The sequence below is a fragment of the Mesorhizobium loti genome, from assembly GCA_014189435.1.
In the GTDB taxonomy this organism is placed as follows: domain Bacteria; phylum Pseudomonadota; class Alphaproteobacteria; order Rhizobiales; family Rhizobiaceae; genus Mesorhizobium; species Mesorhizobium loti_G.
In genome coordinates, this window is record CP050293.1 from 6,952,342 (window position 1) to 6,974,570 (window position 22,229).

Here is a 22,229-nt window from a genome sequence, read left to right on the forward strand (position 1 = left end):
CATGGCCGGAGCCAGCAAAGCCGTCACTGATAGTCGCGCCAATCTGCCCTTCGTCTACCGCCAGTACAGCGCCGAGCAGCTCAGGGAGGTGCTCTACAAGATGTACCTCATCCGCCGCTTCGAAGAGGGCGCGGAGGAGTGCTACACGCGCGGCCTCATCCACGGCACCATGCATTTGTCGATCGGCCAGGAAGCCAGCGCCATGGGCATCTGCATGCCGCTTGCCGAGGATGACCAGATCACCTCGACGCATCGCGGTCATGGCCACTGCATCGCCAAGGGCGCCGAGGTCAAGCGCATGTTCGCCGAGTTCTTCGGCAAGACCACCGGCTATTGCAAGGGCCGTGGCGGCTCGATGCACATCGCCGATGTCGGCAAGGGCAATCTCGGCGCCAATGGCATCGTCGCCGGCGGCATCCCGATCGCCGTCGGGGCGGGGCTCTCTTCCAAGATGATGAAGACCGGCAAGGTCGTGGTCTCGTTCTTCGGCGACGGCGCCAACAATGAAGGCGCCTTCCATGAGGCGCTGAACATGGCGGCGATCTGGAAGCTGCCTGTCATTTTCGTCTGCGAGAACAACGGCTACGGCATGTCGACATCGACGGCCCGCTCGACCGCCGTCAAGAACATCGCCGAACGCGCCGCCGCCTATTCGATGCCGGGCGTCATCGTCAACGGCAACATCTTCTCCGAGGTTGCCGAGGCGTCGCATCAGGCTGTCGCCCGGGCCCGCGCGGGCGAGGGGCCGACGCTGATCGAGTCCAAGACCTATCGCCATCGCGGCCATTCCAAGAGCGACCGCAACCGTTATCGCACCAAGGAGGAGATCGAGGACTGGATGTCGAATCGCGATCCGATCACCCTGTTCGAAAGCGAGCTCAGGGAATTCGGCTTCATCGACAACAAGGGCATCGAGGCCATTCGCGATGCGGTGGCGCAAGAGATCGCCGACGGCATCGAGTTCGCCAAGGCGAGCCCGTCGCCCGACGTTCGCGACACCGGCAATTATGTCTATACGGAGCAGGCGTGATGGACGCGATGGTGCGTGAACTGAGCTACGCCCAGGCGATCCAGGAAGCCATGGCGATCGCCATGGACATGGACGAACGCGTCTTCCTGATGGGCGAGGATATCGGCGTCTATGGCGGCGCCTTCCAGGTGACCGGCGATCTGGTCGAGCGTTTCGGCACCGAGCGGGTGATCGACACGCCGATTTCGGAGTTGGGCGGTGCAGGCGTCGCGGTGGGTGCCGCCCTCACCGGCATGCGGCCGATCTTTGAATTCCAGTTCTCCGATTTCGCCACGCTGGCCATGGAGCAGATCGTCAACCAGGCGGCCAAGATGCGCTTCATGCTGGGCGGCGAGGTTTCGGTTCCCGTGGTGATGCGCTTTCCCGCCGGTTCCGGCACCGGTGCGGCGGCCCAGCACAGCCAGAGCCTGGAAGCCTGGCTCGGCCATGTGCCGGGTCTGAAAGTCATCCAGCCGGCGACGCCCTATGATGCCAAAGGCATGCTTTTGGCGGCGGTCGCCGATCCCGATCCGGTGATGATCTTCGAGCACAAGCTGCTCTACAAGATGAAAGGCCCGGTGCCCGAAGGCTATTACACCGTGCCGATCGGCAAGGCCGATATCCGCCGCGAGGGCCGCGACCTGACCATCGTCGCCACCTCTATCATGGTGCAGAAGGCGCTCGACGCCGCGGCGGCGCTGGAGAGCGAAGGCATCGACGTCGAAGTCGTTGATCTGCGCACCATCCGGCCGATGGACAAGCAGACCGTCATCGACAGCGTCAAGAAGACGTCGCGGCTGATGTGTGTCTACGAAGCGGTCAAGACGCTGGGCATTGGCGCCGAGGTCAGCGCCATGATCGCCGAGAGCGAGGCGTTCGACTATCTCGATGCGCCGATCGTGCGGCTGGGCGGCGCCGAGACACCGATCCCCTACAATCCGGAACTCGAGAAAGCGACGGTGCCGCAAATTCCCGACATCATCACCGCCGCGCGCGACCTCGTGAAAGGGGTCCGCTAGCCCATGCCGACCGAAGTCATTCTTCCCAAGGTCGACATGGACATGGCGACCGGACAGATCTCGCGTTGGTTTGCCGAGGAAGGCGCGCACGTCAAGAAGGGCGATGTGCTGTTCGAGATCGAAACCGACAAGGCGGCGATGGAGATCGACGCGCCGGCCAGCGGTGTGCTGCGCGATGTGACCGGCAAGGAAGGTGTCGATATCGCGGTCGGTGCGGCTGTTGCGTGGATTTATGCGGACGATGAGGCGTATGGGGCCGATGTGGCTGCGGCCAAGCAGCACGAGGCGCCAATCTCCCCCTTGTGGGGGAGATGTCGACGAAGTCGACAGAGGGGGGCGCTGCCCCGCCAACGTCTCGTTCTGTCACGCCCCCCTCTGCCCTACCGGGCATCTCCCCCACAAGGGGGGAGATCGGCCAATCGCCATCGGTCGCTCGTGCGACACCGTTGGCCCGACGTTTGGCCCGTGAGGCGGGCCTTGTCCTTGCCGACATCGCAGGCACCGGCCCGCATGGCCGGGTGGTGAAGGCCGATGTCGACGCGGCGATTGCCGGTGGCGGTGCCAAGCCAGCCGCCAAGGCAGCACCCGCTGCTGCTCCTGCTGCTACACCAGCCGTGAAGGCGATGTCGGACGATCAGGTGCTGAAGCTGTTCGAAGCTGGCTCCTACGACCTCGTCCCGCATGACAACATGCGCAAGACCATTGCGCGGCGCCTGGTCGAGGCCAAGACCACCATTCCGCATTTCTACCTGACGCTCGACTGTGAGCTCGACGCGCTCCTGGCGTTGCGCACGCAGATCAATGCCGCAGCCCCGGTGAAGAAGACCGACAAGGGCGAAGCACCGGCCTACAAGCTGTCGGTCAACGACATGGTCATCAAGGCGATGGCGATGGCGCTGAAAGCGGTGCCGGATGCCAATGCCTCATGGACCGAAACCGCCATGGTCAAGCACAAGCATGCGGATGTCGGCGTTGCCGTGTCGATCCCCGGTGGCCTGATCACGCCGATCATTCGGCATGCCGATGAAAAGACGCTGTCCACCATCTCCAACGAGATGAAGGATCTGGCCAGCCGGGCGCGCAGCCGCAAGCTGAAGCCGGAAGAGTATCAGGGCGGCACCACGGCGGTGTCCAACCTCGGCATGTTCGGCATCAAGGACTTTGCCGCCGTCATCAACCCGCCGCACGCGACGATCCTGGCGGTCGGTGCCGGCGAGGAGCGGGCGGTGGTCAAGAATGGCGAGATCAAGATAGCGACCGTGATGTCGGTGACGCTGTCGACCGACCATCGCGCCGTCGACGGTGCGCTCGGTGCCGAACTGCTGGTCGCCTTCAAGCGCCTGATCGAGAACCCGATGGGCATGTTGGTCTAGGCGCTGTCGAGGTAGCGAAACCCTCGGGTGGGGCGGCCAGTTGCATCGAAGGATCGCCAGCCCGCCAGAGGGCCATGAGGCTCGTGGAACGCCCGTTCCGCGGGCCTTAATCGTTGTGCCGTGAGAGCATTTCGCGCGAAGCTGCTGCCTGATCGGGTCGCACACGCGCACTGTCATCCACCAGTCATATGCGCCGTGCAGGGAGGAAGAGACGGGGAGCCGGCCAGGAGCCGGACCGGTCATGCACAGACAAGACAGGAGGTCTCATGAAGACGCAATTCATCAAGCTGCTGGCCAGCCAGCTGGCGCTCGCGGCAACTTTGTTTGCCGGCGTGGCAAACGCCGAAACGCTGACGCTCTATACATCACAGCCGGAAGCCGACGCGGCCAAGACCGTGGATGCGTTCAAGAAGGCGCAGCCCGGCATCGACGTCACCATCTATCGCTCCGGAACCAGCGACATCCTGACCAAGTTGGCGGCAGAGTTTGCCGCCGGCAGCCCGCAGCCCGATGTGCTTTTGATCGCCGACGCGGTCTCCATGGAGCTGCTGAAGAAGGACGACCGGCTGCTGCCCTATCCCGAGGCCAAGCTCGATGGCATCGAGGCGGATGCCTATGACGCCGACAAGACCTATTTCGGCAGCAAGCTGATCACCACCGGCATCGTCTACAACACCGCCGCAGCCGAAAAGCCGGAGCATTGGGCCGATCTCGCCAAGCCGGCCTATGCCGATGGCCTGGTCATGCCGAGCCCGCTCTATTCGGGTGCGGCCGCCTACCTGCTTTCAGGCTTCGTCGGCGATACCAATTATGGCTGGGACTTCTTCCAGAAGCTGAAGACCAACAACACCGTCAGCGTGCGCGGCAATGGTGCCGTGCTGAAGTCGGTGGCATCAGGCGAGAAGCCTTATGGCATCCTCGTCGACTTCATGGCGATGAACGCCAAGAAGAAGGGCTCGCCGGTCGAATTCGTGTTCCCCTCAGAAGGCGTGCCGGCGGTGACCGAACCGGTTGCCATCATGAAGACGGCCAAGAATGTCGACGGCGCCAAGAAGTTCGTCGACTTCATTCTCTCGGATGACGGCCAGAAGCTGGCGCTTTCCATGGGCTATCTGCCGGCGCGCGCCTCGGTTGGCCGCCCCGAATGGCTGCCGGAAGGCGTCAAGGTCAAGGTGATGCCGTTCGACACCAAGGCAATCGTCGCCACGACCGACGCCGACAAGGCGAAGTTCTCGGAACTGTTCGGCGGCTGAGCCGGCAATCCCGGCGGGATGCCGTCCCAGCGGCATCCCTGACGGGCGAAACCCGATCGCATTGGCCGATCGATCCCAGGAAAAGCAATCATGTCAACACGGATCAGGGAAAGCCGGGGCCAGGAAATGGCTCTGACGGCGGCGGTGGCCATCGTCATCGTCCTGCTTTCGCTGCTGCCGATGCTGCGCCTGATCAAGGAGATCGTGGCGCCCGGCGGCACGGTCTCGACCGTCGCGATAAAAGCGGGTCTCGCCAGCCCGGCGACCTGGATCGCCACCTGGCACACGCTGGTCGTCGGCATCGGTGGCACCCTGCTTGCGGTGCTGTCGGGAACGCTGGTGGCCGTCCTCGTCACCCTGACCGATATCCGCGCTCGCAGCGCCATGGTGCTCTGTTACGTCATGCCCCTGATGATCGCGCCGCAGGTGACGGCGCTGGCCTGGCTGCAATTGTTTGGCCCGGCAAGTCCATTCCTGAAACTGTTCGGGGCGGCACCGCCGCTCGGTACCAAAAACCCGCTCTACTCCACATCGGGCATCATCCTGCTGCTCGGCGTGCAGTACGGCCCGCTGGTCTTCCTGCTGGTGCGCGCTGGGCTGCGCAAGCTGCCGCGTGAGCTGGTCGAGGCGGCGCGGGCCGGCGGCGCCGGCTGGTTCACCGTGCTGGTCACCATCGTGCTGCCTTTGATGACGCCGTCGATCATGGCGGCCGCGGCACTCGCCTTCGTGTCCTGCGTCGGCAATTTCGGCATTCCGGCCTTTCTCGGCATTCCCGCCAACTATCTCGTGCTGCCGACCTTGATCTATCAACGGCTGGCCGGCGGCGGTCCCGCCGTGCTCGGCGAAGCCGCCTTCCTGTCGGTGCTGATCGGCGTCATCGCCATGGCTGGCATCCTCGCCCAGGAGGTCATGAGCCGCCGCCGCGACTATCGCATCAGCTCCACCTCGCTGGCGGCCGAGCCCTATGAGCTCGGCCGTTGGCGGCCCGCCGTCCAGGCGGGCATGTGGCTGCTGATCGTCGTGGTGCTGATCCTGCCGCTGTTCGGGCTGGTGCTGACATCGCTGGTGCCGGGCTATGGCATCGCGCTCACCGCCAATACGGCGACGCTCGACAATTACCGCTTCGTGCTGTTCGAGCATGACGCGGCCAGCCGCGCCTTCTTCAACAGCTTCTGGCTGTCGATCGCGGCGGCCTTCTTCGCGGTCCTGGTCGCCGTGCCGATCGGCTATCTGATCGCCTGGGGCAAGCAGCGCTGGGTTCGGCTGCTCAATCTGTCGGTCGAGCTGCCTTATGCCTTGCCCGGCGTGGTGCTGGCGATCGCCTCGCTGCTCATGTTCCTGCGGCCGATCCCGCTGACCGGCATCCAGCTCTACAACACCGTCTGGATCATCCTCTACGCTTATCTCGCCCGCTTCCTGGTGCTGGCGCTGCGGCCGACCATCAGCGGCTATCACCAGATCGATCGGGCGCTGGAGGAGGCGGCGCAAGTGGCGGGCGCCGGGCTGTTCACGCGCATGCGCACCATCATCTTCCCGCTGGTGGCACCAGCGGCGATCGCCGGCGGCCTGCTGATCTTCATGACGGCGCTCAGCGAGCTCACCGTTTCGGCGCTGCTGTGGTCGTCAGGGTCGGAAACGATCGGTGTGGTCATGTTCTCCTTCGAGCAGGGCGGCGATTCCAACTACGCGGCGGCGATGTCCGTCATCACCGTCGCGGTCACCTTCGTGCTGATGCTGGTGACCAACCTGCTTGCCCCCTACCTTCCCAGCGGAGTGCTGCCATGGCGCGATTGAGCCTGGACAATGTGACCAAGAGCTTCGCCAATTTCGATGCCGTCAAGGATGTGTCGATCGACGTCGCCGACGGCGAATTCCTGGCAGTGCTCGGCCCCTCCGGTTGCGGCAAGACGACGTTGCTGCGGCTGGTCGCGGGATTCGAGAAAGTGACGTCAGGCGAAATCCGCATCGGCAGCGAGGTCGTGTCGGGCAAGGGCGGCAGCGTCGCGCCGGAAAAGCGGCGCGTCGGTATCGTCTTCCAGAATTATGCGCTGTGGCCGCACATGACGGTCGCCGAAAACATCGGCTATTCGCTGAAGGTGGCGAAGCTGGACAAGGCCGTCGCGCGCCAGAAGGTTGAAGACGCACTCGCTTTGGTCAATCTGCAAGGGCTGGGCGAGCGCAGGCCGGCCAATCTTTCCGGCGGCCAGCGCCAGCGCGTGGCGCTGGCACGCTGCCTTGTCGCCGCGCCTTCGCTGGTGCTGTTCGACGAGCCACTCGCCAATCTCGACGTGCATCTGCGGGCCTCGATGGAGGACGAGTTCGCGTCCTTCCATAAGCGCACTGGCACCACCATCGTCTACATCACCCATGATCAAGCCGAGGCGATGGCGCTGGCCGATCGGATCGCGGTGATGGATGGCGGGCGCCTTGCCCAGCTGGCGACGCCGCGCGAGCTATATCATGATCCGGCTAATGAAATGGTGGCCTCCTTTATTTCGCAGGGCATTTTGCTGCCCGCGGATGTGTTGAGCGCGGAAGAAAGGGGCCATTGCAAGGTCCGGATTCTCGGCGCTGAACTGGTCGTCCGTTGCCGGGTTGGCGAGCGGCCTCGAACTGGGGCAAAGATCTGCTGCCGGTCGGCGGATCTCGACGTGTCGCCGGACGGTCCCGGCTTCGACGGCCTGGTCAAGCGGGTGATCTATCAGGGTGGTTCGGCGCGGATCGAATTCACGCCTTTGACCAGTCCCGACCTCACCTTGCATTTCGAACAGCTCGACCCGGTCGTGCTGGAGAGCGGAGCGAAGGCGCGTCTGCGGATACGATCGGGCTGGCTGATCCCGGCGGCGGAGGCAGCATCGTGATGATGCTCGATCTGCTCGGCGGTTTTGGGGAAAAGGGCCGCACCAGCCTCGCTGTCAGCAGCGGCAACGATCGCATCTTGCTCGATGTCGGCATCAAGGTCGGCGCGTCGGGCGCGGACCATTATCCGGCGCTGAACGGGTCGATCGCCGACATCGACGCGCTGTTCGTCTCGCATGCGCATGAGGATCATATCGGCGCGCTGAGCTGGCTTTTGGCGCGCGGCTATACCGGCCCGATTTTCATGACCGAAGAGACCCGCAATGAGGCGTCGGCCACGCTCGCCGGCTATGCCGATCCCGGGGATCTCAGGCGATTTCCTTTTCCATCGGATCGCATCGAATTGTTCGAGCCCGGCGACATGCTGAAGAGCGGCAACCTCACGATCCGGACGGGACGATCGGGACATGTGGTCGGCGGCGTCTGGTTTGCCGTGGACGACGGCGAGAGCCGCGTCGCCTATTCGGCCGATGTGGTGCCGGACAGCAATGTCTTCGTCATGGACACGATCCCGCACTGCGATCTGCTTGTCCTTGATGCTTCCTATGGTGCCGATCCGGTGCCGGGGACGGCGCGCGCGCGCGAAATCTCGCGGTGGGTGGCGAGCCATTCGGACGGATGTCTTTTGCCGACGCCGCTGTCGGGGCGGTCGCTGGAGCTGATCGCGGCCTTGCCGGGGCCGTTTGCAATCCATGCCAGCATGCGCTCGTCGCTGGAGGTACAGATCGGCGCCACCGCATCCCTGTTGCCAGGTGTTTCAGAGCTCTTGCTTGCCCGCCTGCAAGACGCATCCGACTGGACCGATGCTGATCCCCTGCCGTCAATGCCGTTGCTTGCCGATGATGGCATGGGTGAGGCCGGCCCGTCGTCACGGCTGCTGCCGCGCGCCGGTCAGGCAGGCTTTCCGGTGCTGCTTACGGGCCATCTGCCGTCAGGTTCCCCGGGCGATCTGCTGCACAAGGCCGGCCGGGCGGACTGGGTGCGCATGCCGACCCATCCGACGCTGTCCGGCAATGTCGATATCTGGGAGAAGGCCGGGCGGCCTACGGCACTCGGTCACTCCTGCGCGCCGGATCTTCTCGGCGATCTCAAAAACCACATTCCGTCGCTGCGCACGCAATGCCGCACCGGCCAGCGCATCCCGGTGCCAGAGGCAAGTAAACGATGAGAATCCTGATCTGCAACGACGACGGCATCGAAGCGCCGGGCCTTGCCCGTCTCGCCAAGGCCGCAAGTGCGTTGAGCGACGATGTCTGGGTGGTCGCACCTGATGGCAAGCGCACCGCTGCCGGATCCTCATTGACGATCGCCAGGCCGCTGACGGTGCAGCGCGTCAAACCGAACTGGTACTCTTGCTCCGGCACGCCGGCCGATTGCGTGGTGAGCGCGATGACGTGGCTGTTTGCCGATGCAGAGAAACCGGACCTGGTGCTGGCGGGCGTCAATGACGGGCGCAACGTTGCCGAGGACCTTGCCTATTCGGGCACGCTCGGGATTGCGCGGGAGGCGACCTTCTGGGGCGTGCCGGCGATCGGCTTTTCGCGTGTAAAGGATCCTGATTTCACCGATGGCGATGACCAATGGCTTGGTGCGCTGATCGCGGCCCTGTGGCAATCGCGCGCCGACTGGGCGACGGAGGGTCATTGGCTGAGCGTCAACCTGCCGACCGCGCTGCCGGCCGAAATCCGCCAGCCGCGCATAGGCCGCGACAAGATCGCGCGCACGGCCGAGATCGTGAAGAGCGATGGCGATCGCACTGTCATCACGGTCCCGCGCGGTCGGACTCACGCCAGCCAGCCGGGCGACGAGAACGCGGCGATTGATGCCGGCTTCGCCAGCATCAACCGGCTGAACTGGTTTGGCGAGACACGGCTGGACGACCGGTTTCTGGACGGGATTCTGGGCTGATCTTCTGCGTGTGATCATCCAGATCACCAAGCTGTCAGCGGCCAAATTGCGCCAATCCAGTCCTTATGCTTGAAGCCGCCGCTATTTCATTCCACATCGGTCAGGATGAAGGACGAGGCACGAGAACGGCGTCGGAATCTGTTGTGGGGCATCCCCGCTTCGCTGATCCTGCATGCGCTTGTCGCGGCGCTCCTGGTATACGGCATACCCACGCCTCCCCAACAGCCGCAGGAGGAGCAGCCGGTCAATGTAGCGCTCGTGCCTCCGCCCGAGCAGCCGAAACCTAAACCTGCTCCGATACCACCGCCAAAGGAAGCCAAAGCCGAAAAGCCATCTCCGCCGGAAAAGCAACCGAGCAAGCCGTCGCCAATCGAGGTGCTGAAGCCTGTTTTTCAGTTCGGCGAGAAGGATACCGGCCCGAGGAAATCCCTGGATGGGGGCAGCGCTCAGGACAACTCGCCGTCGCCGACCAAGGATGACGCGTCGAAGCCGCCTGTCGTGCCGAAGCAGGCAGAGAACAAATCGGCCGAGCCCACACAGGATGCGGAGAAGCAGGAAACGCCGACCCAGGAGATGGACAAACAGCAGGCAGACAAACAAGAGCCGGAAGCGTCACCAACGCCATTGGCTGCCGGCGAAGGTGAGATCGAGCTTCCCACGTCGGCAGAAGCGCCGAAGCCCAAACCCGCAAATACGCCGAAACCCGGCCCGTCAAAGGTCTCGAAATCCGGAAGCGGGGGGCGCCGGGAAGCCAAGCTCGAAGGAGGTGGCCGTTGCCAAGTCGCGGACTTATTCCGGCCTTCCGGGTGTTCACAGACTCTATTCGCAAGGCGCGACCGGTGATACGTCGGCCACGACTTCGATGGCCAGTGTGCCTCGTGGCAAGCGGGCCGCCCAACTTTGCGCCAGCGCGTTGCAGCAGCAATTGCTGGACGCCTCCTATTTCCCCGAGTTGATCCCAAGTGTTCCGCTGAAGGCCGGCAATATCCTTGACGCTCCGGATGTCGCCTTCCGCACCACAACCACATGGTATCATCTGGGTTTTCGGTGCGAGGTCGACACCGATGCAACGAAGGTCTTGTCCTTCAATTTCCGTGTCGGGCCAGTGATTCCGCCCGACCAATGGGTCCGCCTTGGACTGCCTGTTCGCTAGCAGATTGGGCCGGCACACCGAGTCCAGCCAATTGCCGGCTAACTTCTTGCCAGTCAGCGCATACGAAATCGGCGCCGGCCGCCGTCAGCCGCGCGCCGTGCTCGCGATAGGTGTGGCCGCCGCCTGTGTAGCCGATCGCCGTCATGCCGGCGGCAACCGCGCCCTGGATGCCGAAGGGCGAATCCTCGATGACGATGCAGTCGGCCGGGTTGGCGCCCATCTTGTCGGCCGCAAACAGGAAGATGTCTGGCGCCGGCTTGCCGTTCCTGACCATCGAGGAGCTGTAGATCGCGTCGCCGAAAAACCCTGCCAGTCCGGTCACGGCCAGGCTGTGGTTGATGCGCTCGACGGAGGATGACGAGGCAACGCAGCGGTCGCCGGCAAGCGTCTGCAGAAACGCTGTGATTCCGGGTGTCGGCTTCAATTCCTGCGAGAACAGCGCCTTGGTCTCGGCCCAGATGTCGTTGTCCGCCGCCGCTGGAAACTGGTGACCGGTCAATTCCTTGATCTTGGCGATGATATCGGACTGCTTCATGCCGATGCACTGGGCGATGATGCTGGTGTTGACGCCGGGCATGCCGTGCTTTTCATAGACCCGCTCATAGGCCCGTGCGGCCAGCGGCTCGCTGTCGACGAGAACGCCGTCGCAATCGAAAATGATAGGCCTTGCTCGCGCCACGCGCTTCTCCATCGAGTCAATTTCGCACATCGCTATCGGCAAAAAGTCAAATGTTCAATAGCGCGAGTGCTTTTGACGGTTTGCGTCGTCTGGAGTGCGAAACCCGGCGCGCAGTCAAAGCTGGCGCAGCGCGTCGGTCGCACGGGAAGATCCGAGCGCCCGTTGCATGGCTTGCCGGGACTGTGCGCGATCCGGCGTGATCCAGTTCGGTTCGGCGCCGAGGAAGCGGTCGAGGAAGGCCACCGCATAGGCCGGCATCTCGGTCACATTCTCGCGATAGGACCACCATGTGCGCAGATCGTCGGCGCATTTGTCGATGCTGGGTGCGCTGCCGAATTCCTGCTCGTGGATCGCCGAAATCACCGAGACGCAGTAGTTGGTGTAGAGGAAACCCTCCGGCCAGAAGCGGATGATTTCCAGTGTGCCGGCATTCGTTTCCGTCTCGATCAGCTGGGTGAGACCGGAGATTTCCCGGGCCGGCGCCTGTTTTATCAGTTCACGCAGCACAAGGCCGGCGGCAAAGACGATGAAGTCGGCGCGATCGATCGCGGCGAAGCGTTTCTGTGCCTCCATGATCTCGACCCAGTCGAGAAAGGCCCTGGTGAGCTTGGCTTCATCGATCTCGAAGCGCACGCCGAATGTGTCCGAGACCACCTTGGCGCTGCCGCGAAAGGTGGCGCGGAACCAGCGCAACTGCCGCAACCGATGGCGAAGGTCGGGCATCAAGGCCAGTTCGTCCCTGAAGGGCAGATCCATGTTCCTCGTATCCTGTTTCCCGGTCAGGCTAGCACAATGGCGCCGCCGCCGAAATCTGTCAGCGTCCCTGTGGATGAAGACAGCTGAGGCCAATATCATACATATTGACATTCTCGGAAACAAATGTTCTCACTTTGCTGTTGTCACGCGCCGGTCCAAGGTGCGGTTCAACTGAGGCTTCGGGAGGAGAACCGAATGGCGATTTGGCAGTGGGGACTGCTTCTGCTGGTTATCGTGTGGGCGCTGCAGTCGCTCGGCGTCTGGCTGCAGATGCGGCACTATTCGGATGTCTTCAGGGGCGTCACCGATCAGTACAAGGATGGCTTCGTCGGAGCCGGCAATTTTCGCGGTCGATTGGCCAAGGGCACCATCGCACTCGTCGTGGTGACGCCGGATATGGTCGTGCGCCGCCTGATGGTGATGAGCGGCCGTTCCGTCTTCACCAAATTCAAGAGACATGAAGAGTTCGAGGGCGTTCCCCTCGATCGACTCCGGTCCAACCCTGCAATCATGGGGGAGGGGGAACCCGGTGTGGCCGAGGCCGTGAAACGGGCGATCGAACAGATCGACAAAACACGGTCGGAGCCGGGAAAGAAGCCGGGTTTGTCCGGCTTGAACATAGCAAGGGCCTAGAGGACGAGAGGACGCCGCGCACCGACTGGGATCAACCGGCGGGCGGCATAAGGAGGAGAAATGTCTGTATTTTCGTTGTTGGCGCAGCATGCCGACATGGCCGTGCACAATCTGCATGTCGCAGGTGCCATGGTCTCGGATGCTGCATTGCATGGCAAGCTCGCCGTCGAGCATGCCTCTGACCATCTCGTTGTCCTCGCACAGGCGGACAGCGGACCGATCACCGTCGATCAGTTCAAGGAAAAGCTGAAGGACGTCCAGCAGGAAGAGCAACTCGGCTGGCTGACCGCCATCGGCAAGTACTTCATCGGCATCTTCCAGAAGGGCGGCGAGGTGTTTGCCGGCTTCGTCACCGGCATCATTCCGACGCTGGTGGTGCTGATGACGGCCTTCTACGCCGTCACCGAACTGGTCGGTGAAGAGCGCGTGCATGGCCTGGCGCGCGGCGCCGGCCGGATCGCACTGACGCGCTATACGCTTCTGCCGCTGCTGGCGGTGTTCTTCCTCACCAATCCGATGGCCTATACGTTCGGATCGTTCCTGGAAGAAAAACACAAGCCGGCCTTCTATGACGCGGCCGTGTCCTATGTGCACCCGCCGCTCGGCCTGTTCCCGCACATCAATCCCGGCGAGTATTTCGTCTGGGGCGGCATTCTCGTCGCGCTGCTGGAGCTGGAGAAGAAGGGCGTCGTCGTCGCCGGCTACCACGTCAAGGTGGCGATCTGGTACGCCATTGTCGGCCTCGTCGTCATCCTGCTCAAGGGCATGCTGACCGAACGCATCACCGCCATCATGGCACGCCGCCAGGGCGTCGAGCTGTAAGGGCGGGGAGGACATCATGGCCAAGACATACAAAGCCGTAAGGATCACCCAGGGCAAAACCGGCTGGGGTGGCCCGCTCGTCATCGAGCCGACCGAACAGCGCAGCAAGGTTGTTTCCGTCACCGGTGGTGGCATTCACCCGGTGGCGCAGCTCATCGCCGACATGACCGGTGCCGAAGCCGTCGACGGCTTCAGGGCGCCGCCGATCGAAAGCGAGATGGCGGTTGTCGTCGTCGATTGCGGCGGCACCGCACGATGCGGCGTCTATCCGCGCAAGCGTATCCCGACCGTCAATCTGACGCCGGTCGGTCAATCCGGGCCGCTGGCCCAGTTCATCACCGAGGACATCTACGTTTCGGGCGTGAAGCCGGCCAACATCACAATGGCGGACGGATCCGAAACGGTCACGACTGCGGGGGAGCAGCAGCGATGAGTTCGAGCAATAACAATGCGGCCGCGGCACCACAGCCGCTGCCAAGCGAAGGTGGGCTGATCGGCCTCATCAGCACGATCGGCCGCGTCATGGGACGCATCGTCGGCATCTTCTTCAATGCCGGCCGTCGCACCATCGACCAGGTCATCCGCAACGTGCTGCCGTTCATGGCCTTCGTAACCATGCTCATCGGTCTGATCCTGTACACCGGCATCGGCGATGTGCTGGCGCAGCCGATGGGTCCGCTGGCCAACAACATCGTCGGCCTGCTGATCATCTCGGCGATCTGCGGCTTGCCGTTCCTGTCGCCCATCCTCGGGCCAGGCGCTGTCATCGCGCAGGTCATCGGCGTCGCCATCATCGGCCCGCAGATCGCCAACGGCACGATTTCGCCTGCGATGGCACTGCCGGCGCTGTTTGCCTACAATACCCAGGTGGGCTGCGACTTCGTCCCCGTTGGCCTGGCGCTCGGTGAGGCCAAACCCAAGACGATCGAAATCGGTGTTCCGGCGGTGCTCATCAGCCGCCAGATCATGGGCCCGGTCTCGGTGCTGATCGCCTGGGTCGTCAGCCTGATCGTGTTCTAAGACAGATACAAAAATGAGGTTCGCCATATGACGGTTCTGCTGAGAACACGGGTCACTGCCATCGGACCCGAAGTGGCGGACCTTGCCGAAGGGGGCGTGGTCATCCTGTTCGCGGATGGCTCGCCACCGGAGCTTGCCGAGGTTTCGGTGCTCCACAAGACGGAGCAGGGACCAAGTGACGGAGCGCCCGCCAAGGGCGCTTCGATCACCCTCGGCCCGGTTGCCGCAGTTATAACGGCGGTCGGTTCCAGCGCCTGGAGCAAGGTGCTCGAAATGGGCCATGTCGTCATCTCGTTCAACGGCGCCACCGAGGCCGAGAGGCCGGGCGAAATCTGTGCATCGCAAGTCGATCCGCAAGCGCTCGTGGCCGCCCTGAAGACCGGCGCGATCATCACCATCGCCGCCTGACAGCATTCGCGCCGCGGTCTATGTTGGGAGCGGCGCCCAAAACCAGAGTATTTGCCATGGAACGCTCGACCATCGTCAGAGTGCATGAAGGTTTGCACGCCCGTCCCGCGACGCGGTTCGTGAAGCTCGCCAAGGGCTTCGAATCCGATGTCGAACTGGTCAAGGACGGAAAGGCGGTCAGCGCCAAGAGTTCGGTCAAGCTGATGCTTTTGGCGGTCAAGGAAAACCAGGAAGTCACGGTGCGGGCGAACGGCGCCGATGCCATCGAGGCGCTCGAGGCGCTGATCGGCTATCTCGAGAATCCGAGGGCTGGCCTGGATGATGAAGCGGAAGCGCAGAGCCCGGCGAATGATGCCGGGCAGGAAGCGGTACCCGCGCCAGTGCCCGAATCAGCGCCGGCAGCACTTGGCCGAACAAACGGCTTGCGCGGCGTGGCCGCAAGCGAGGGTTTCGCCATTGGCCCGGCCTTTGCGCATTTCCCGCCTGATATAGCCGGACAAGGCCGCATGTTGCAGGCCGAGGAGATCGGCGGAGAGATCGACAGGTTCCGCGCTGCGGTCCGCGCGGTCCAGGCACGCATGGACCATGCGTTGGCGCAGGACAGCCTGTCGGCTGGAGACCGCGGCATCGTCGCCGCACTCCGGGACATTGCCGCCGACGACAGTCTGACTGGCGAGGCCGAGGGCCTGATCAAGGGCGGCAACGATGCGATTTCGGCGGTCATCACCGCAGCCTCCACCATCGCCGCCGATTTCAGCGCTGTCGATGACCACTATCTCAATGCGCGGGCGGACGATGTCCACGCCGTTGGGCGGCAGATTTGCCTGGTGTTGCTGGGCCAAGACGATGTCAGCCTCGAAAACATCCCCGAAGGCGCCATTCTGATCGCCGACGATATCGGCGCCTGGGATCTGGCGCGCGCGCCGCTGAAGCGCATCGGCGGCGTGGTGTGCGGCCATGGCGGCGCCACCTCGCACATCGCCATCATTGCCCGCTCGCACGGCATTCCGGCCGTGCTCGGCCTCGGCGACCAGATCAATGCCTTGCGCATCGCGCGAGACGTCGCGCTCGACGGCAATGGCGGCCATGTGATCATCGATCCCGACGCGGCGACCCGCGCCGATTTCGCCGGCCGCGTTGAAGCGGCGGCGAAGGAGCGCGCCGGCTTGACCGTCTTCAAGACGGTGACGCCGAAGCTCGCCGACGGCAGGATCATCGAGGTCGCGGCCAATATCGGCTCGCTGGAGGAGATCGAGGCAGCACTAGAGGCTGGCGCCATGGGCGTCGGCCTGTTCCGCACCGAGCTTCTGTTCATGCGCCATATGCATCTGCCCTCGGAAGACATGCAGGCCGAGACCTATGCGGCGCTGGCCAAGGCTTTTGCGCCTTATCCGGTCATCGTGCGCACGCTCGACATTGGCGGCGACAAGCCGATCGCCGGCATCGAATTTCCCGATGAGGAAAACCCCTTCCTCGGCTGGCGCGGCATTCGCATGTGTCTCGACCGGCCCGACATCTTCAAGCGTCAACTCAGGGCGCTGCTGCGGGCCGCCGTGCTCGGCAACATCAAGGTGATGCTGCCGATGGTGTCGGATATTTCCGAAGTCACGCGCACCCGCGCACTCGTTGAGGAATGTGCCGCCGAACTGAAAGCCGAAGGCGTGCCGCATGCGACGTTCGATCTCGGCGTGATGATCGAGACCCCGGCTGCCGTGCTGATCGCGCCGGCACTGGCCAAGAAGGTGGCTTTCTTCTCGATCGGCACCAATGACCTCACCCAGTACATCATGGCCGCCGACCGGCTCAACCCGACCGTGGCCAAGCTCAACGATGTCACCAATCCAGCCGTCATGTCGGCGATCGAGATGACGGCAAAAGCCGGGGTCGCCGCCGGCATCATGGTCGGCATGTGTGGTGAGGCGGCCGGCCGTCCCGACCTCATTGCGACGTTCGTGAAGATGGGGCTGACCGAGCTCTCGATGAGCCCGGCCTCGATCCAGCGCGCCAAGAAGACGATCATGGCGATGGCTTCTGGAGACTAAACCTGAGTGACCGCTACCGTCAGTTACGGCAAATGGGCAAGCAAGGTGGCGAAAACGGGTGTCAATTCAGCGATCGGGCTCGCCTTGGCGCAGGCCTGAACGATACGGTCATGACGGATATCGGCGGCCAGGATGGCGATCTCCAGCATGTCCGGCTCCGGCGCGCCGTCCCTGCCGGTGGTCGCCAGGCCGCAGGCCAGAGCGAGCGGCGCCAGGCAGCTTATGTCTTGCGTCCGGCCGGCCGCCGGCGTTTCCGGCGCGGTCTCGGCAAAGCGAACGGGACGGTGGTTGAGGCACTCGACCAGCAGCGCCGAACAGCTGGCCGCGATTGCCTGCAGTCCAGCATCCGGCGCGGCCAATGCGGCCAGGAGATCGCCATGCCGCTTGCGCATCGCGGCATGGACGGCGGCGAAATCGGCTTCGAGGATGCGGGCATTGTCGATGTTCAGGCCGGCAAGCACCGCCTTGGTCAGATAATACATATCGCGCCGGAACAGGCGCTCGGCGCTCAGCTGGCGATCCTCGTTGCCGACCGGGAAGTAGGTGCCGAGGCCTTTTACCGTCGTGCCGTCCACCTTGATCGGGCGCTCATGCGGGACAAAGGATTCGGCGATCGACAGCGCTTCGTCGACGGCACTCGCGGCATGGCTGAGCAGGCCTTCGATGCCCTTGCCCGGAAACGGCGGCAGATGGCTGGTTGCTTCGCGCAGCACACTGGCGTCGCCACTGCCGTCGTGGCGGCTTTGGCGGATGATTTCGCGGACTTCCCGCAGCCGGTCCTTGAGATTGACGCGGACATCTTCGGAGATTTGTCGGAGCATCGCGGATCGCCTCGAAATTGCTGCGGATGGCCGCCAACAGGGGGCGGCCACCACCTCTACATTGTTCCTATCGATTGGTAGATCAATAGGCGATACTAGACCAGCATGCAGAATCGGCGACGGCGCGCTCGTCCGTCGCTGCAGGGGGAGAGACAGGCGTGGGCAGGCGACGACAGGGCGAAAGCGAAGACGGGCGAGGCGCGGCAACCGAGCAGGTCGCCAGCGAAAGCCGGACGGATCGCCTCAGGATCCGCGCCGCCTGGATGTATTTCGTCGAGCAGATGACGCAGAACGAGATCGCCGATGTGCTCGGCGTCGGCCGCGTCACCATCGTGCGCATGCTGGCGGACGCCCGTGCGCGCAACGAGGTGAAGATCAGCATCGAGAGCGAATTGTCGGAAATCGTGCGGCTGGAGCGCGCACTGGAAAAGACCTTCGGGCTGCAGCAGGCGCTGGTGGCGCCGCTTTCCACGCCCGATGCCGACCCGATACCGGCGATCAGCGCCAAGACCGGCAGTTTCCTCGCCGACACGATGAAGTCCGGCATGCGTGTCGGCGTCGGCTGGGGTCAGACGCTGTTCTCGAGCCTGCCCTTCATCAGCGCCAAGTCGCTCACCGACTTCAAGGTCATTTCGCTGCTTGGCGGTGTTGGCGTCGTGCGCCGCTACAACCCGGCCGAGTTCGCCTGGCGCTTCGCCCAAATCTTCCAGGGCGACGGTTATCTGATCCCGACGCCGGCCGTCGTCGACAGCGTCGAGACCAAGATCGCGCTGGTCGAGCGCTGCGGCCTGCAGGAGGTTTTCGAGATGGCCAACGTGCTCGATGCAGTTCTGCTGAGCGTCGGCGGCATTGCCTCGGCCACCACCTTCTCTCGCGGCGGCTTTCTCAAGGAAGCGGATCGCGAGGCCCTGCTTGCGCGTGGCGCCGTTGGCGACCTTCTGTTCCATTTCTTCGACCGCAATGGCGATCTGGTCGACCATCCCGTCAACAGCCACGTGATGTCGGTGGATGTCGACCGTTTGCGCGCGGCGCCGATCCGCATCCTCACCTCCGGCGGTGCGGAGAAGACCGAGGCGCTGCTCGGCGCCATGACCCTCATCGCCCCGACCATCCTGATCACCGACGAGGAAAGCGCGCGGCGCATGCTGGAAGCGGTCAGCGGAAGCTGAAGCTGTCCGTGATGTAGTCCGGCCAGGCCTGCTGTTCGTTGAAAACAGCGGCGAGATCCGGTGTGTCCGCCAGTATTCCACTCAGAACCAGCGCCGTGGCGATGCCGGCGTTGTTTCCCCCTGATATGTCGTGCTCGACGCTGTCGCCGACGCAGACCACGGTGCCACGGTCTGGATTGCCCGCCATCTCCAGTGCCGCGTCGAAAATCGCCTTGTAGGGTTTGCCGATACGGGTGACGCTGCCGCCGAGGGTTTCGTAGAGATCGGCGATCTCGCCGGCGCCGAAGCGGGGGCCGACAGCCGTCAGCATGATCTTGTCGGGATTGGTGCAGAAGCACGGCACCTGTCGCGCCGCTGCCGGGGCAAGCAGCCTGATGTAATGGTCGAGGTCGTAGCGATCGCCCTCGCTGGCCGAGATCAGCACCAGTTCGGCGTCTTCACCGGCCTCCGTCAGCACGAAGGGCAGACCTTCGATCGCGGTGCGGTCGCCGTCGCGGCTGATCAGCAGGCATTTTGTCCCGGGGCGCAGCTTTCCCGTTGCCGCCATCTCACTAAAGGATCGCCACGCCACCTCGCCGGAAGAGACAAAATGGTCCCAGCTTCCCGGCTCGAAGCCGAGTTTAATGAGCCGGCTTTCATTGGGTTGTGCCCGCTTGCCGGAATTGGAAATCAGCACGACGGTCTTGCCGGCGCGCTTCAGAGCCGACAGGGCCGCCACCGCGCCCGGATAGGGCCGCGTGCCGTCATGCAGAACGCCGAACTGGTCGAGCAGGAAGGTCTCGTAGCGCTCCGCCAGTGGCCCGATGCCATCGAGACGTTCGATTGTTTTCGTGCTCATAGAAGCCCCGCCTTGGCCGCGCCCTTCAGCGCCAGCCGCGCCGTGCCGGCGGCGGCCTCGTCCGAAAGTGCCGGCAGGAAGGTGACGCCGAGCTTGCGCTGCCGGATTGCCGTCCAGGCCGGGTTTGCCGCACCGCCACCGACGCTCCTGACCGATGTCAGCGCAGGCGCGCCGAGTTCGGCGAGCCTGTCATAGCCAAGAGCCTCGATCGCGGCGATGCCTTCGAACATCGCTTTCAGATAGTCGGCGTCGTCCGCTGGCCGGGGCGTGAGGCGTGGCGGCAACGCCGGATCGGCGATCGGGAAGCGTTCGCCTGAAGTGCTGAGCGGGTAGTAGTCGAGGCCGGTCGTGGTCGTGGGGTCGATTACCGCGCTGAGTTCGATGATGCGCGCGAGCGGAAAATGCTGGGCGAGCACCTTGCCGCCGGAATTCGAAGCGCCGCCCGCCAGCCAGGCGTTGCCGAGCCGATGGCTGTAGATGCCGAAGCGCGGCGCCGAGATCGGCCGGTCGGACAGGATCTTGATGGTCAGCGAGGATCCCAGCGCCGTGACGCAGTCGCCGGTGGCCGCGGCGCCGGTCGCCAGGAACGAGGCGCAGCCGTCCGTCGTTCCGGCGACAACGGCCACATCGCGCCGCAAGCCGAACAGCTCCGCGGCGGCAGCGGCGAGGGTGCCGGTGACATCGCCCGGCTCGACGACGCGCGGCAGCAGTTCCATGCGCATTCCGGCCGCCGCGATCCAGTCCGGCCAGCGGCGAGCCTCGACGTCATAGCCTGTCTTCAGCGCATTGTTCTCGTCGCTGATATCGAAGCGGCCGGAGAAGTTTCCGGCGATCCAGTCGGCCTGGTGCAGCACCGCCGCAGTGCCAGCTACGCTCTGGAAGCGCAGCGCCTTGGCGAGGCCGGATGTCGCTCCGTGCGCGGCGCTTGCAGCCGGCGCCTCGCGGGCGATCGCGGCCAGGATGTCGCCGTCGGCGACCTTGTCGTTGTACATCAGCGGCTCGGCCAGCGGCCGCCCGGCAATATCGACCGGCAGCAGTGTGCCCGACGTGCCATCGATGGCGATGGCGCGGACCGCTGCGCGGTCGATGCCGGAAAGCAACTCCGTCAGTGCCGCCTGAACCGCTTGCCACCATGCCGTGGGGTCGCGGCCATTGCGACCAAATCTGTCGAGCGGAACGGCGGAATGCCCGGCTAGGGAAAAATCCGGGCGCATGGCGACGGCGCGCGCACCTGAAGTGCCGATGTCGATGCCGATGACGAGTGGCATCATGTCATCTGTCCTTTGCTAGCCGCCGGCCGCGTTGAGCTTCTGGCGATACTGCTCGGCGTCCCAGTTGACCAGCTCGTCATTCTCGGCGGCGGTGAGATAATTCAACCGCGCCGCGACGTCGATGCGCGCCGTCACGTCGGCGAGGCAGCGTTGCATGGCGTCGGCGCCGGCGCTGGCGTCGCTGCGCATCAACACGCCGGCGCCGGGAAACAGGATCGCGGCCGGTGGTGTGCCCAGTCGTGCGATGACGTCGGCCACGGTCTCGCCGGGCCCCGCCACGACCGAGCCCTGGCCGAGGAAGATGACATGGTCCGGATAGAGGCTGCCGGCCTCCGCCATGCGGCGGCTCTCCGGGTCGAGCGCGACCGCATGCGCTTCGACATCGGCCGGCAATCTGTAACCGCTGTCGCCGGCAAGCACCGTCAAAGCCGCGAAGTCGGGTGCGGCGGTCGCGCGCGCCGGCCGGGCCAGCAGCGACCGGACGCGGCGCAGCAGAAGCTCCGCCTCGGCGACGGTTTCGGCAGCGACGACCAGCCCGTGATTGCCAAGGATCAGCACGTCGACATCAGGCCGAAGCTTTTCGGCAATGCCTCGGGCAAGCGGCAGGCCTGGCCGGAAATAGGGCACATAGGCCCATTCGATGCCATCGAGCCGCCTGGCGACCTCGGCCGCGCCATCGGTCTGCACGGCAAGCGAGATGGTGTCGACGCAATGGACATGCAGGACGACGCGCTGCGGCATCAAGGCGTGTACCGTGGTCTCGATCGATGGACGCAAGCCGCGCGGGTTGAGCGCCGCAATGGTGAAACCCTGCGGCTGGTCGGCGGCGCGGTCGCGCTGTTCGACCGCCCTGAGCAGCGGCGCCATCGCCACCGGCACCATGATGTCGTCGGTGAGCGCGTCCTTCAGCCAGGTGCCGGAGGCCTTGATCCACAGCGTGTCGCCAGCTTTCAGCGAAGTGTTGCCGCCTGCTGCCTGGGTCAGATGCGGGCTCTGCCCGATGCTGGCCGAAAGCGCCCGCAAGGCCGCCAGTTCCTGCGCATCAGCTTGGGTCGCCATGGCGCTTTTCCTCCAACGGCTCGGCCGTGTCCTGCGCGAAATCCCGTTGCCGGGATCGAATTGGCGCTGATATCGCAGATACGAGTGATCTACGTCAACAGTGATCTACTATCATCAAAACCCGCTTGCAATCTGGC

18 protein-coding genes and 3 pseudogenes are annotated in these 22,229 nt (G+C 64.2%); 15 read left to right on the forward strand and 6 right to left on the reverse strand.

What is annotated here, in order from left to right:
- Position 1 precedes the first annotated feature (1 nt).
- The 9 genes and pseudogenes from HB777_33405 (at position 2) to HB777_33445 (ending at position 10,574) form a co-directional block, all read left to right on the forward strand.
- Complete coding sequence (locus HB777_33405; GenBank protein QND68376.1) at positions 2-1,030, forward strand: thiamine pyrophosphate-dependent dehydrogenase E1 component subunit alpha; 1,029 nt, start codon at positions 2-4, stop codon at positions 1,028-1,030.
- On the forward strand, positions 1,030-2,028 hold the full coding sequence (locus HB777_33410) for an alpha-ketoacid dehydrogenase subunit beta (GenBank protein QND68377.1): 999 nt from the start codon (positions 1,030-1,032) through the stop codon (positions 2,026-2,028). The genes HB777_33405 and HB777_33410 overlap by 1 nt, the downstream gene beginning before the upstream one ends.
- A 3-nt stretch (positions 2,029-2,031) precedes the next feature.
- Positions 2,032-3,401: pseudogene (locus HB777_33415) on the forward strand (pyruvate dehydrogenase complex dihydrolipoamide acetyltransferase).
- A 266-nt stretch (positions 3,402-3,667) separates the two neighbouring features.
- Positions 3,668-4,654, forward strand: coding sequence for an ABC transporter substrate-binding protein (locus tag HB777_33420; protein ID QND68378.1), 987 nt, complete (start codon positions 3,668-3,670; stop codon positions 4,652-4,654).
- Positions 4,655-4,744: 90 nt separating this feature from the next.
- On the forward strand, positions 4,745-6,448 hold the full coding sequence (locus HB777_33425; protein ID QND68379.1) for an iron ABC transporter permease: 1,704 nt from the start codon (positions 4,745-4,747) through the stop codon (positions 6,446-6,448).
- On the forward strand, positions 6,436-7,515 hold the full coding sequence (locus tag HB777_33430) for an ABC transporter ATP-binding protein (GenBank protein ID QND68380.1): 1,080 nt from the start codon (positions 6,436-6,438) through the stop codon (positions 7,513-7,515). Before HB777_33425 ends, HB777_33430 begins: the two co-directional genes overlap by 13 nt.
- Positions 7,515-8,681, forward strand: coding sequence for an MBL fold metallo-hydrolase (locus HB777_33435; GenBank protein QND68992.1), 1,167 nt, complete (start codon positions 7,515-7,517; stop codon positions 8,679-8,681). Before HB777_33430 ends, HB777_33435 begins: the two co-directional genes overlap by 1 nt.
- Positions 8,678-9,421 carry a 5'/3'-nucleotidase SurE gene (locus HB777_33440; protein ID QND68381.1) on the forward strand — a complete coding sequence of 248 codons (744 nt, stop codon included), beginning with the start codon at positions 8,678-8,680 and terminating at the stop codon, positions 9,419-9,421. Before HB777_33435 ends, HB777_33440 begins: the two co-directional genes overlap by 4 nt.
- Before the next feature lie 105 nt (positions 9,422-9,526).
- Positions 9,527-10,574 (forward strand): annotated as a pseudogene (locus tag HB777_33445) (DUF930 domain-containing protein).
- Here HB777_33445 and HB777_33450 read toward each other — a convergent pair.
- Together HB777_33450 and HB777_33455 are read right to left on the reverse strand one after the other, a co-directional pair.
- Entirely contained in the window at positions 10,507-11,265 is a 759-nt protein-coding gene (locus tag HB777_33450; GenBank protein QND68993.1) for an HAD family phosphatase, read from the reverse strand. The pseudogene HB777_33445 and the gene HB777_33450 overlap by 68 nt on opposite strands.
- 102 nt (positions 11,266-11,367) lie before the next feature.
- Positions 11,368-12,009: a hypothetical protein gene (locus tag HB777_33455; GenBank protein QND68382.1), complete on the reverse strand. Its 642-nt coding sequence runs from the start codon at positions 12,007-12,009 to the stop codon at positions 11,368-11,370.
- A gap of 195 nt (positions 12,010-12,204) precedes the next feature.
- On the opposite strand from HB777_33455, the gene HB777_33460 reads away from it, so the two are divergent.
- The 5 genes and pseudogenes from HB777_33460 (at position 12,205) to ptsP (ending at position 16,934) form a co-directional block, all read left to right on the forward strand.
- On the forward strand, positions 12,205-12,642 hold the full coding sequence (locus tag HB777_33460; protein ID QND68383.1) for a transcriptional regulator: 438 nt from the start codon (positions 12,205-12,207) through the stop codon (positions 12,640-12,642).
- A 60-nt stretch (positions 12,643-12,702) separates the two neighbouring features.
- A complete protein-coding gene (locus HB777_33465) occupies positions 12,703-13,464 on the forward strand; it encodes a PTS beta-glucoside transporter subunit IIABC (protein QND68384.1) in 762 nt (253 codons plus the stop codon).
- Positions 13,465-13,480: 16 nt separating this feature from the next.
- A pseudogene (locus tag HB777_33470) lies at positions 13,481-14,484 on the forward strand (PTS glucitol/sorbitol transporter subunit IIB).
- A 27-nt stretch (positions 14,485-14,511) separates the two neighbouring features.
- Positions 14,512-14,892 (forward strand): PTS cellobiose transporter subunit IIB, encoded by a 381-nt coding sequence (locus HB777_33475; protein QND68385.1) that lies wholly within the window; start codon positions 14,512-14,514, stop codon positions 14,890-14,892.
- Positions 14,893-14,948: 56 nt separating this feature from the next.
- Entirely contained in the window at positions 14,949-16,934 is a 1,986-nt protein-coding gene (ptsP, locus tag HB777_33480; protein ID QND68386.1) for a phosphoenolpyruvate--protein phosphotransferase, read from the forward strand.
- 23 nt (positions 16,935-16,957) lie between these two features.
- On the opposite strand, the gene HB777_33485 is transcribed toward ptsP, so the two are convergent.
- Positions 16,958-17,755: a hypothetical protein gene (locus HB777_33485; GenBank protein ID QND68387.1), complete on the reverse strand. Its 798-nt coding sequence runs from the start codon at positions 17,753-17,755 to the stop codon at positions 16,958-16,960.
- Between the two features lie 263 nt (positions 17,756-18,018).
- Here HB777_33485 and HB777_33490 point away from each other — a divergent pair, with 263 nt between their 5' ends.
- A complete protein-coding gene (locus HB777_33490; protein ID QND68994.1) occupies positions 18,019-18,924 on the forward strand; it encodes a sugar-binding transcriptional regulator in 906 nt (301 codons plus the stop codon).
- On the opposite strand, the gene HB777_33495 is transcribed toward HB777_33490, so the two are convergent.
- From HB777_33495 to HB777_33505, 3 genes are read right to left on the reverse strand one after another with little or no spacing between them, the layout of a single operon-like run.
- Positions 18,911-19,762 carry a TIGR01459 family HAD-type hydrolase gene (locus HB777_33495; GenBank protein ID QND68388.1) on the reverse strand — a complete coding sequence of 284 codons (852 nt, stop codon included), beginning with the start codon at positions 19,760-19,762 and terminating at the stop codon, positions 18,911-18,913. The genes HB777_33490 and HB777_33495 overlap by 14 nt on opposite strands.
- A complete protein-coding gene (locus HB777_33500; protein ID QND68389.1) occupies positions 19,759-21,033 on the reverse strand; it encodes an FGGY-family carbohydrate kinase in 1,275 nt (424 codons plus the stop codon). The genes HB777_33495 and HB777_33500 overlap by 4 nt, the downstream gene beginning before the upstream one ends.
- Before the next feature lie 15 nt (positions 21,034-21,048).
- Positions 21,049-22,092 carry a class II aldolase gene (locus tag HB777_33505; protein QND68390.1) on the reverse strand — a complete coding sequence of 348 codons (1,044 nt, stop codon included), beginning with the start codon at positions 22,090-22,092 and terminating at the stop codon, positions 21,049-21,051.
- Positions 22,093-22,229 lie beyond the last annotated feature (137 nt).

Excerpts from the sequence above, each read along its gene's own strand:
- HB777_33405 (QND68376.1), top strand. The coding sequence starts at position 2 with ATGGCCGGAGCCAGCAAAGCCGTCACTGATAGTCGCGCCAATCTGCCC.
- HB777_33410 (QND68377.1), top strand. The coding sequence starts at position 1,030 with ATGGACGCGATGGTGCGTGAACTGAGCTACGCCCAGGCGATCCAGGAA.
- HB777_33420 (QND68378.1), top strand. The coding sequence starts at position 3,668 with ATGAAGACGCAATTCATCAAGCTGCTGGCCAGCCAGCTGGCGCTCGCG.
- HB777_33425 (QND68379.1), top strand. The coding sequence starts at position 4,745 with ATGTCAACACGGATCAGGGAAAGCCGGGGCCAGGAAATGGCTCTGACG.
- HB777_33430 (QND68380.1), top strand. The coding sequence starts at position 6,436 with ATGGCGCGATTGAGCCTGGACAATGTGACCAAGAGCTTCGCCAATTTC.
- HB777_33435 (QND68992.1), top strand. The coding sequence starts at position 7,515 with ATGATGCTCGATCTGCTCGGCGGTTTTGGGGAAAAGGGCCGCACCAGC.
- HB777_33440 (QND68381.1), top strand. The coding sequence starts at position 8,678 with ATGAGAATCCTGATCTGCAACGACGACGGCATCGAAGCGCCGGGCCTT.
- HB777_33450 (QND68993.1), bottom strand. The coding sequence starts at position 11,265 with ATGGAGAAGCGCGTGGCGCGAGCAAGGCCTATCATTTTCGATTGCGAC.
- HB777_33455 (QND68382.1), bottom strand. The coding sequence starts at position 12,009 with ATGGATCTGCCCTTCAGGGACGAACTGGCCTTGATGCCCGACCTTCGC.
- HB777_33460 (QND68383.1), top strand. The coding sequence starts at position 12,205 with ATGGCGATTTGGCAGTGGGGACTGCTTCTGCTGGTTATCGTGTGGGCG.
- HB777_33465 (QND68384.1), top strand. The coding sequence starts at position 12,703 with ATGTCTGTATTTTCGTTGTTGGCGCAGCATGCCGACATGGCCGTGCAC.
- HB777_33475 (QND68385.1), top strand. The coding sequence starts at position 14,512 with ATGACGGTTCTGCTGAGAACACGGGTCACTGCCATCGGACCCGAAGTG.
- ptsP (QND68386.1), top strand. The coding sequence starts at position 14,949 with ATGGAACGCTCGACCATCGTCAGAGTGCATGAAGGTTTGCACGCCCGT.
- HB777_33485 (QND68387.1), bottom strand. The coding sequence starts at position 17,755 with ATGCTCCGACAAATCTCCGAAGATGTCCGCGTCAATCTCAAGGACCGG.
- HB777_33490 (QND68994.1), top strand. The coding sequence starts at position 18,019 with ATGTATTTCGTCGAGCAGATGACGCAGAACGAGATCGCCGATGTGCTC.
- HB777_33495 (QND68388.1), bottom strand. The coding sequence starts at position 19,762 with ATGAGCACGAAAACAATCGAACGTCTCGATGGCATCGGGCCACTGGCG.
- HB777_33500 (QND68389.1), bottom strand. The coding sequence starts at position 21,033 with ATGATGCCACTCGTCATCGGCATCGACATCGGCACTTCAGGTGCGCGC.
- HB777_33505 (QND68390.1), bottom strand. The coding sequence starts at position 22,092 with ATGGCGACCCAAGCTGATGCGCAGGAACTGGCGGCCTTGCGGGCGCTT.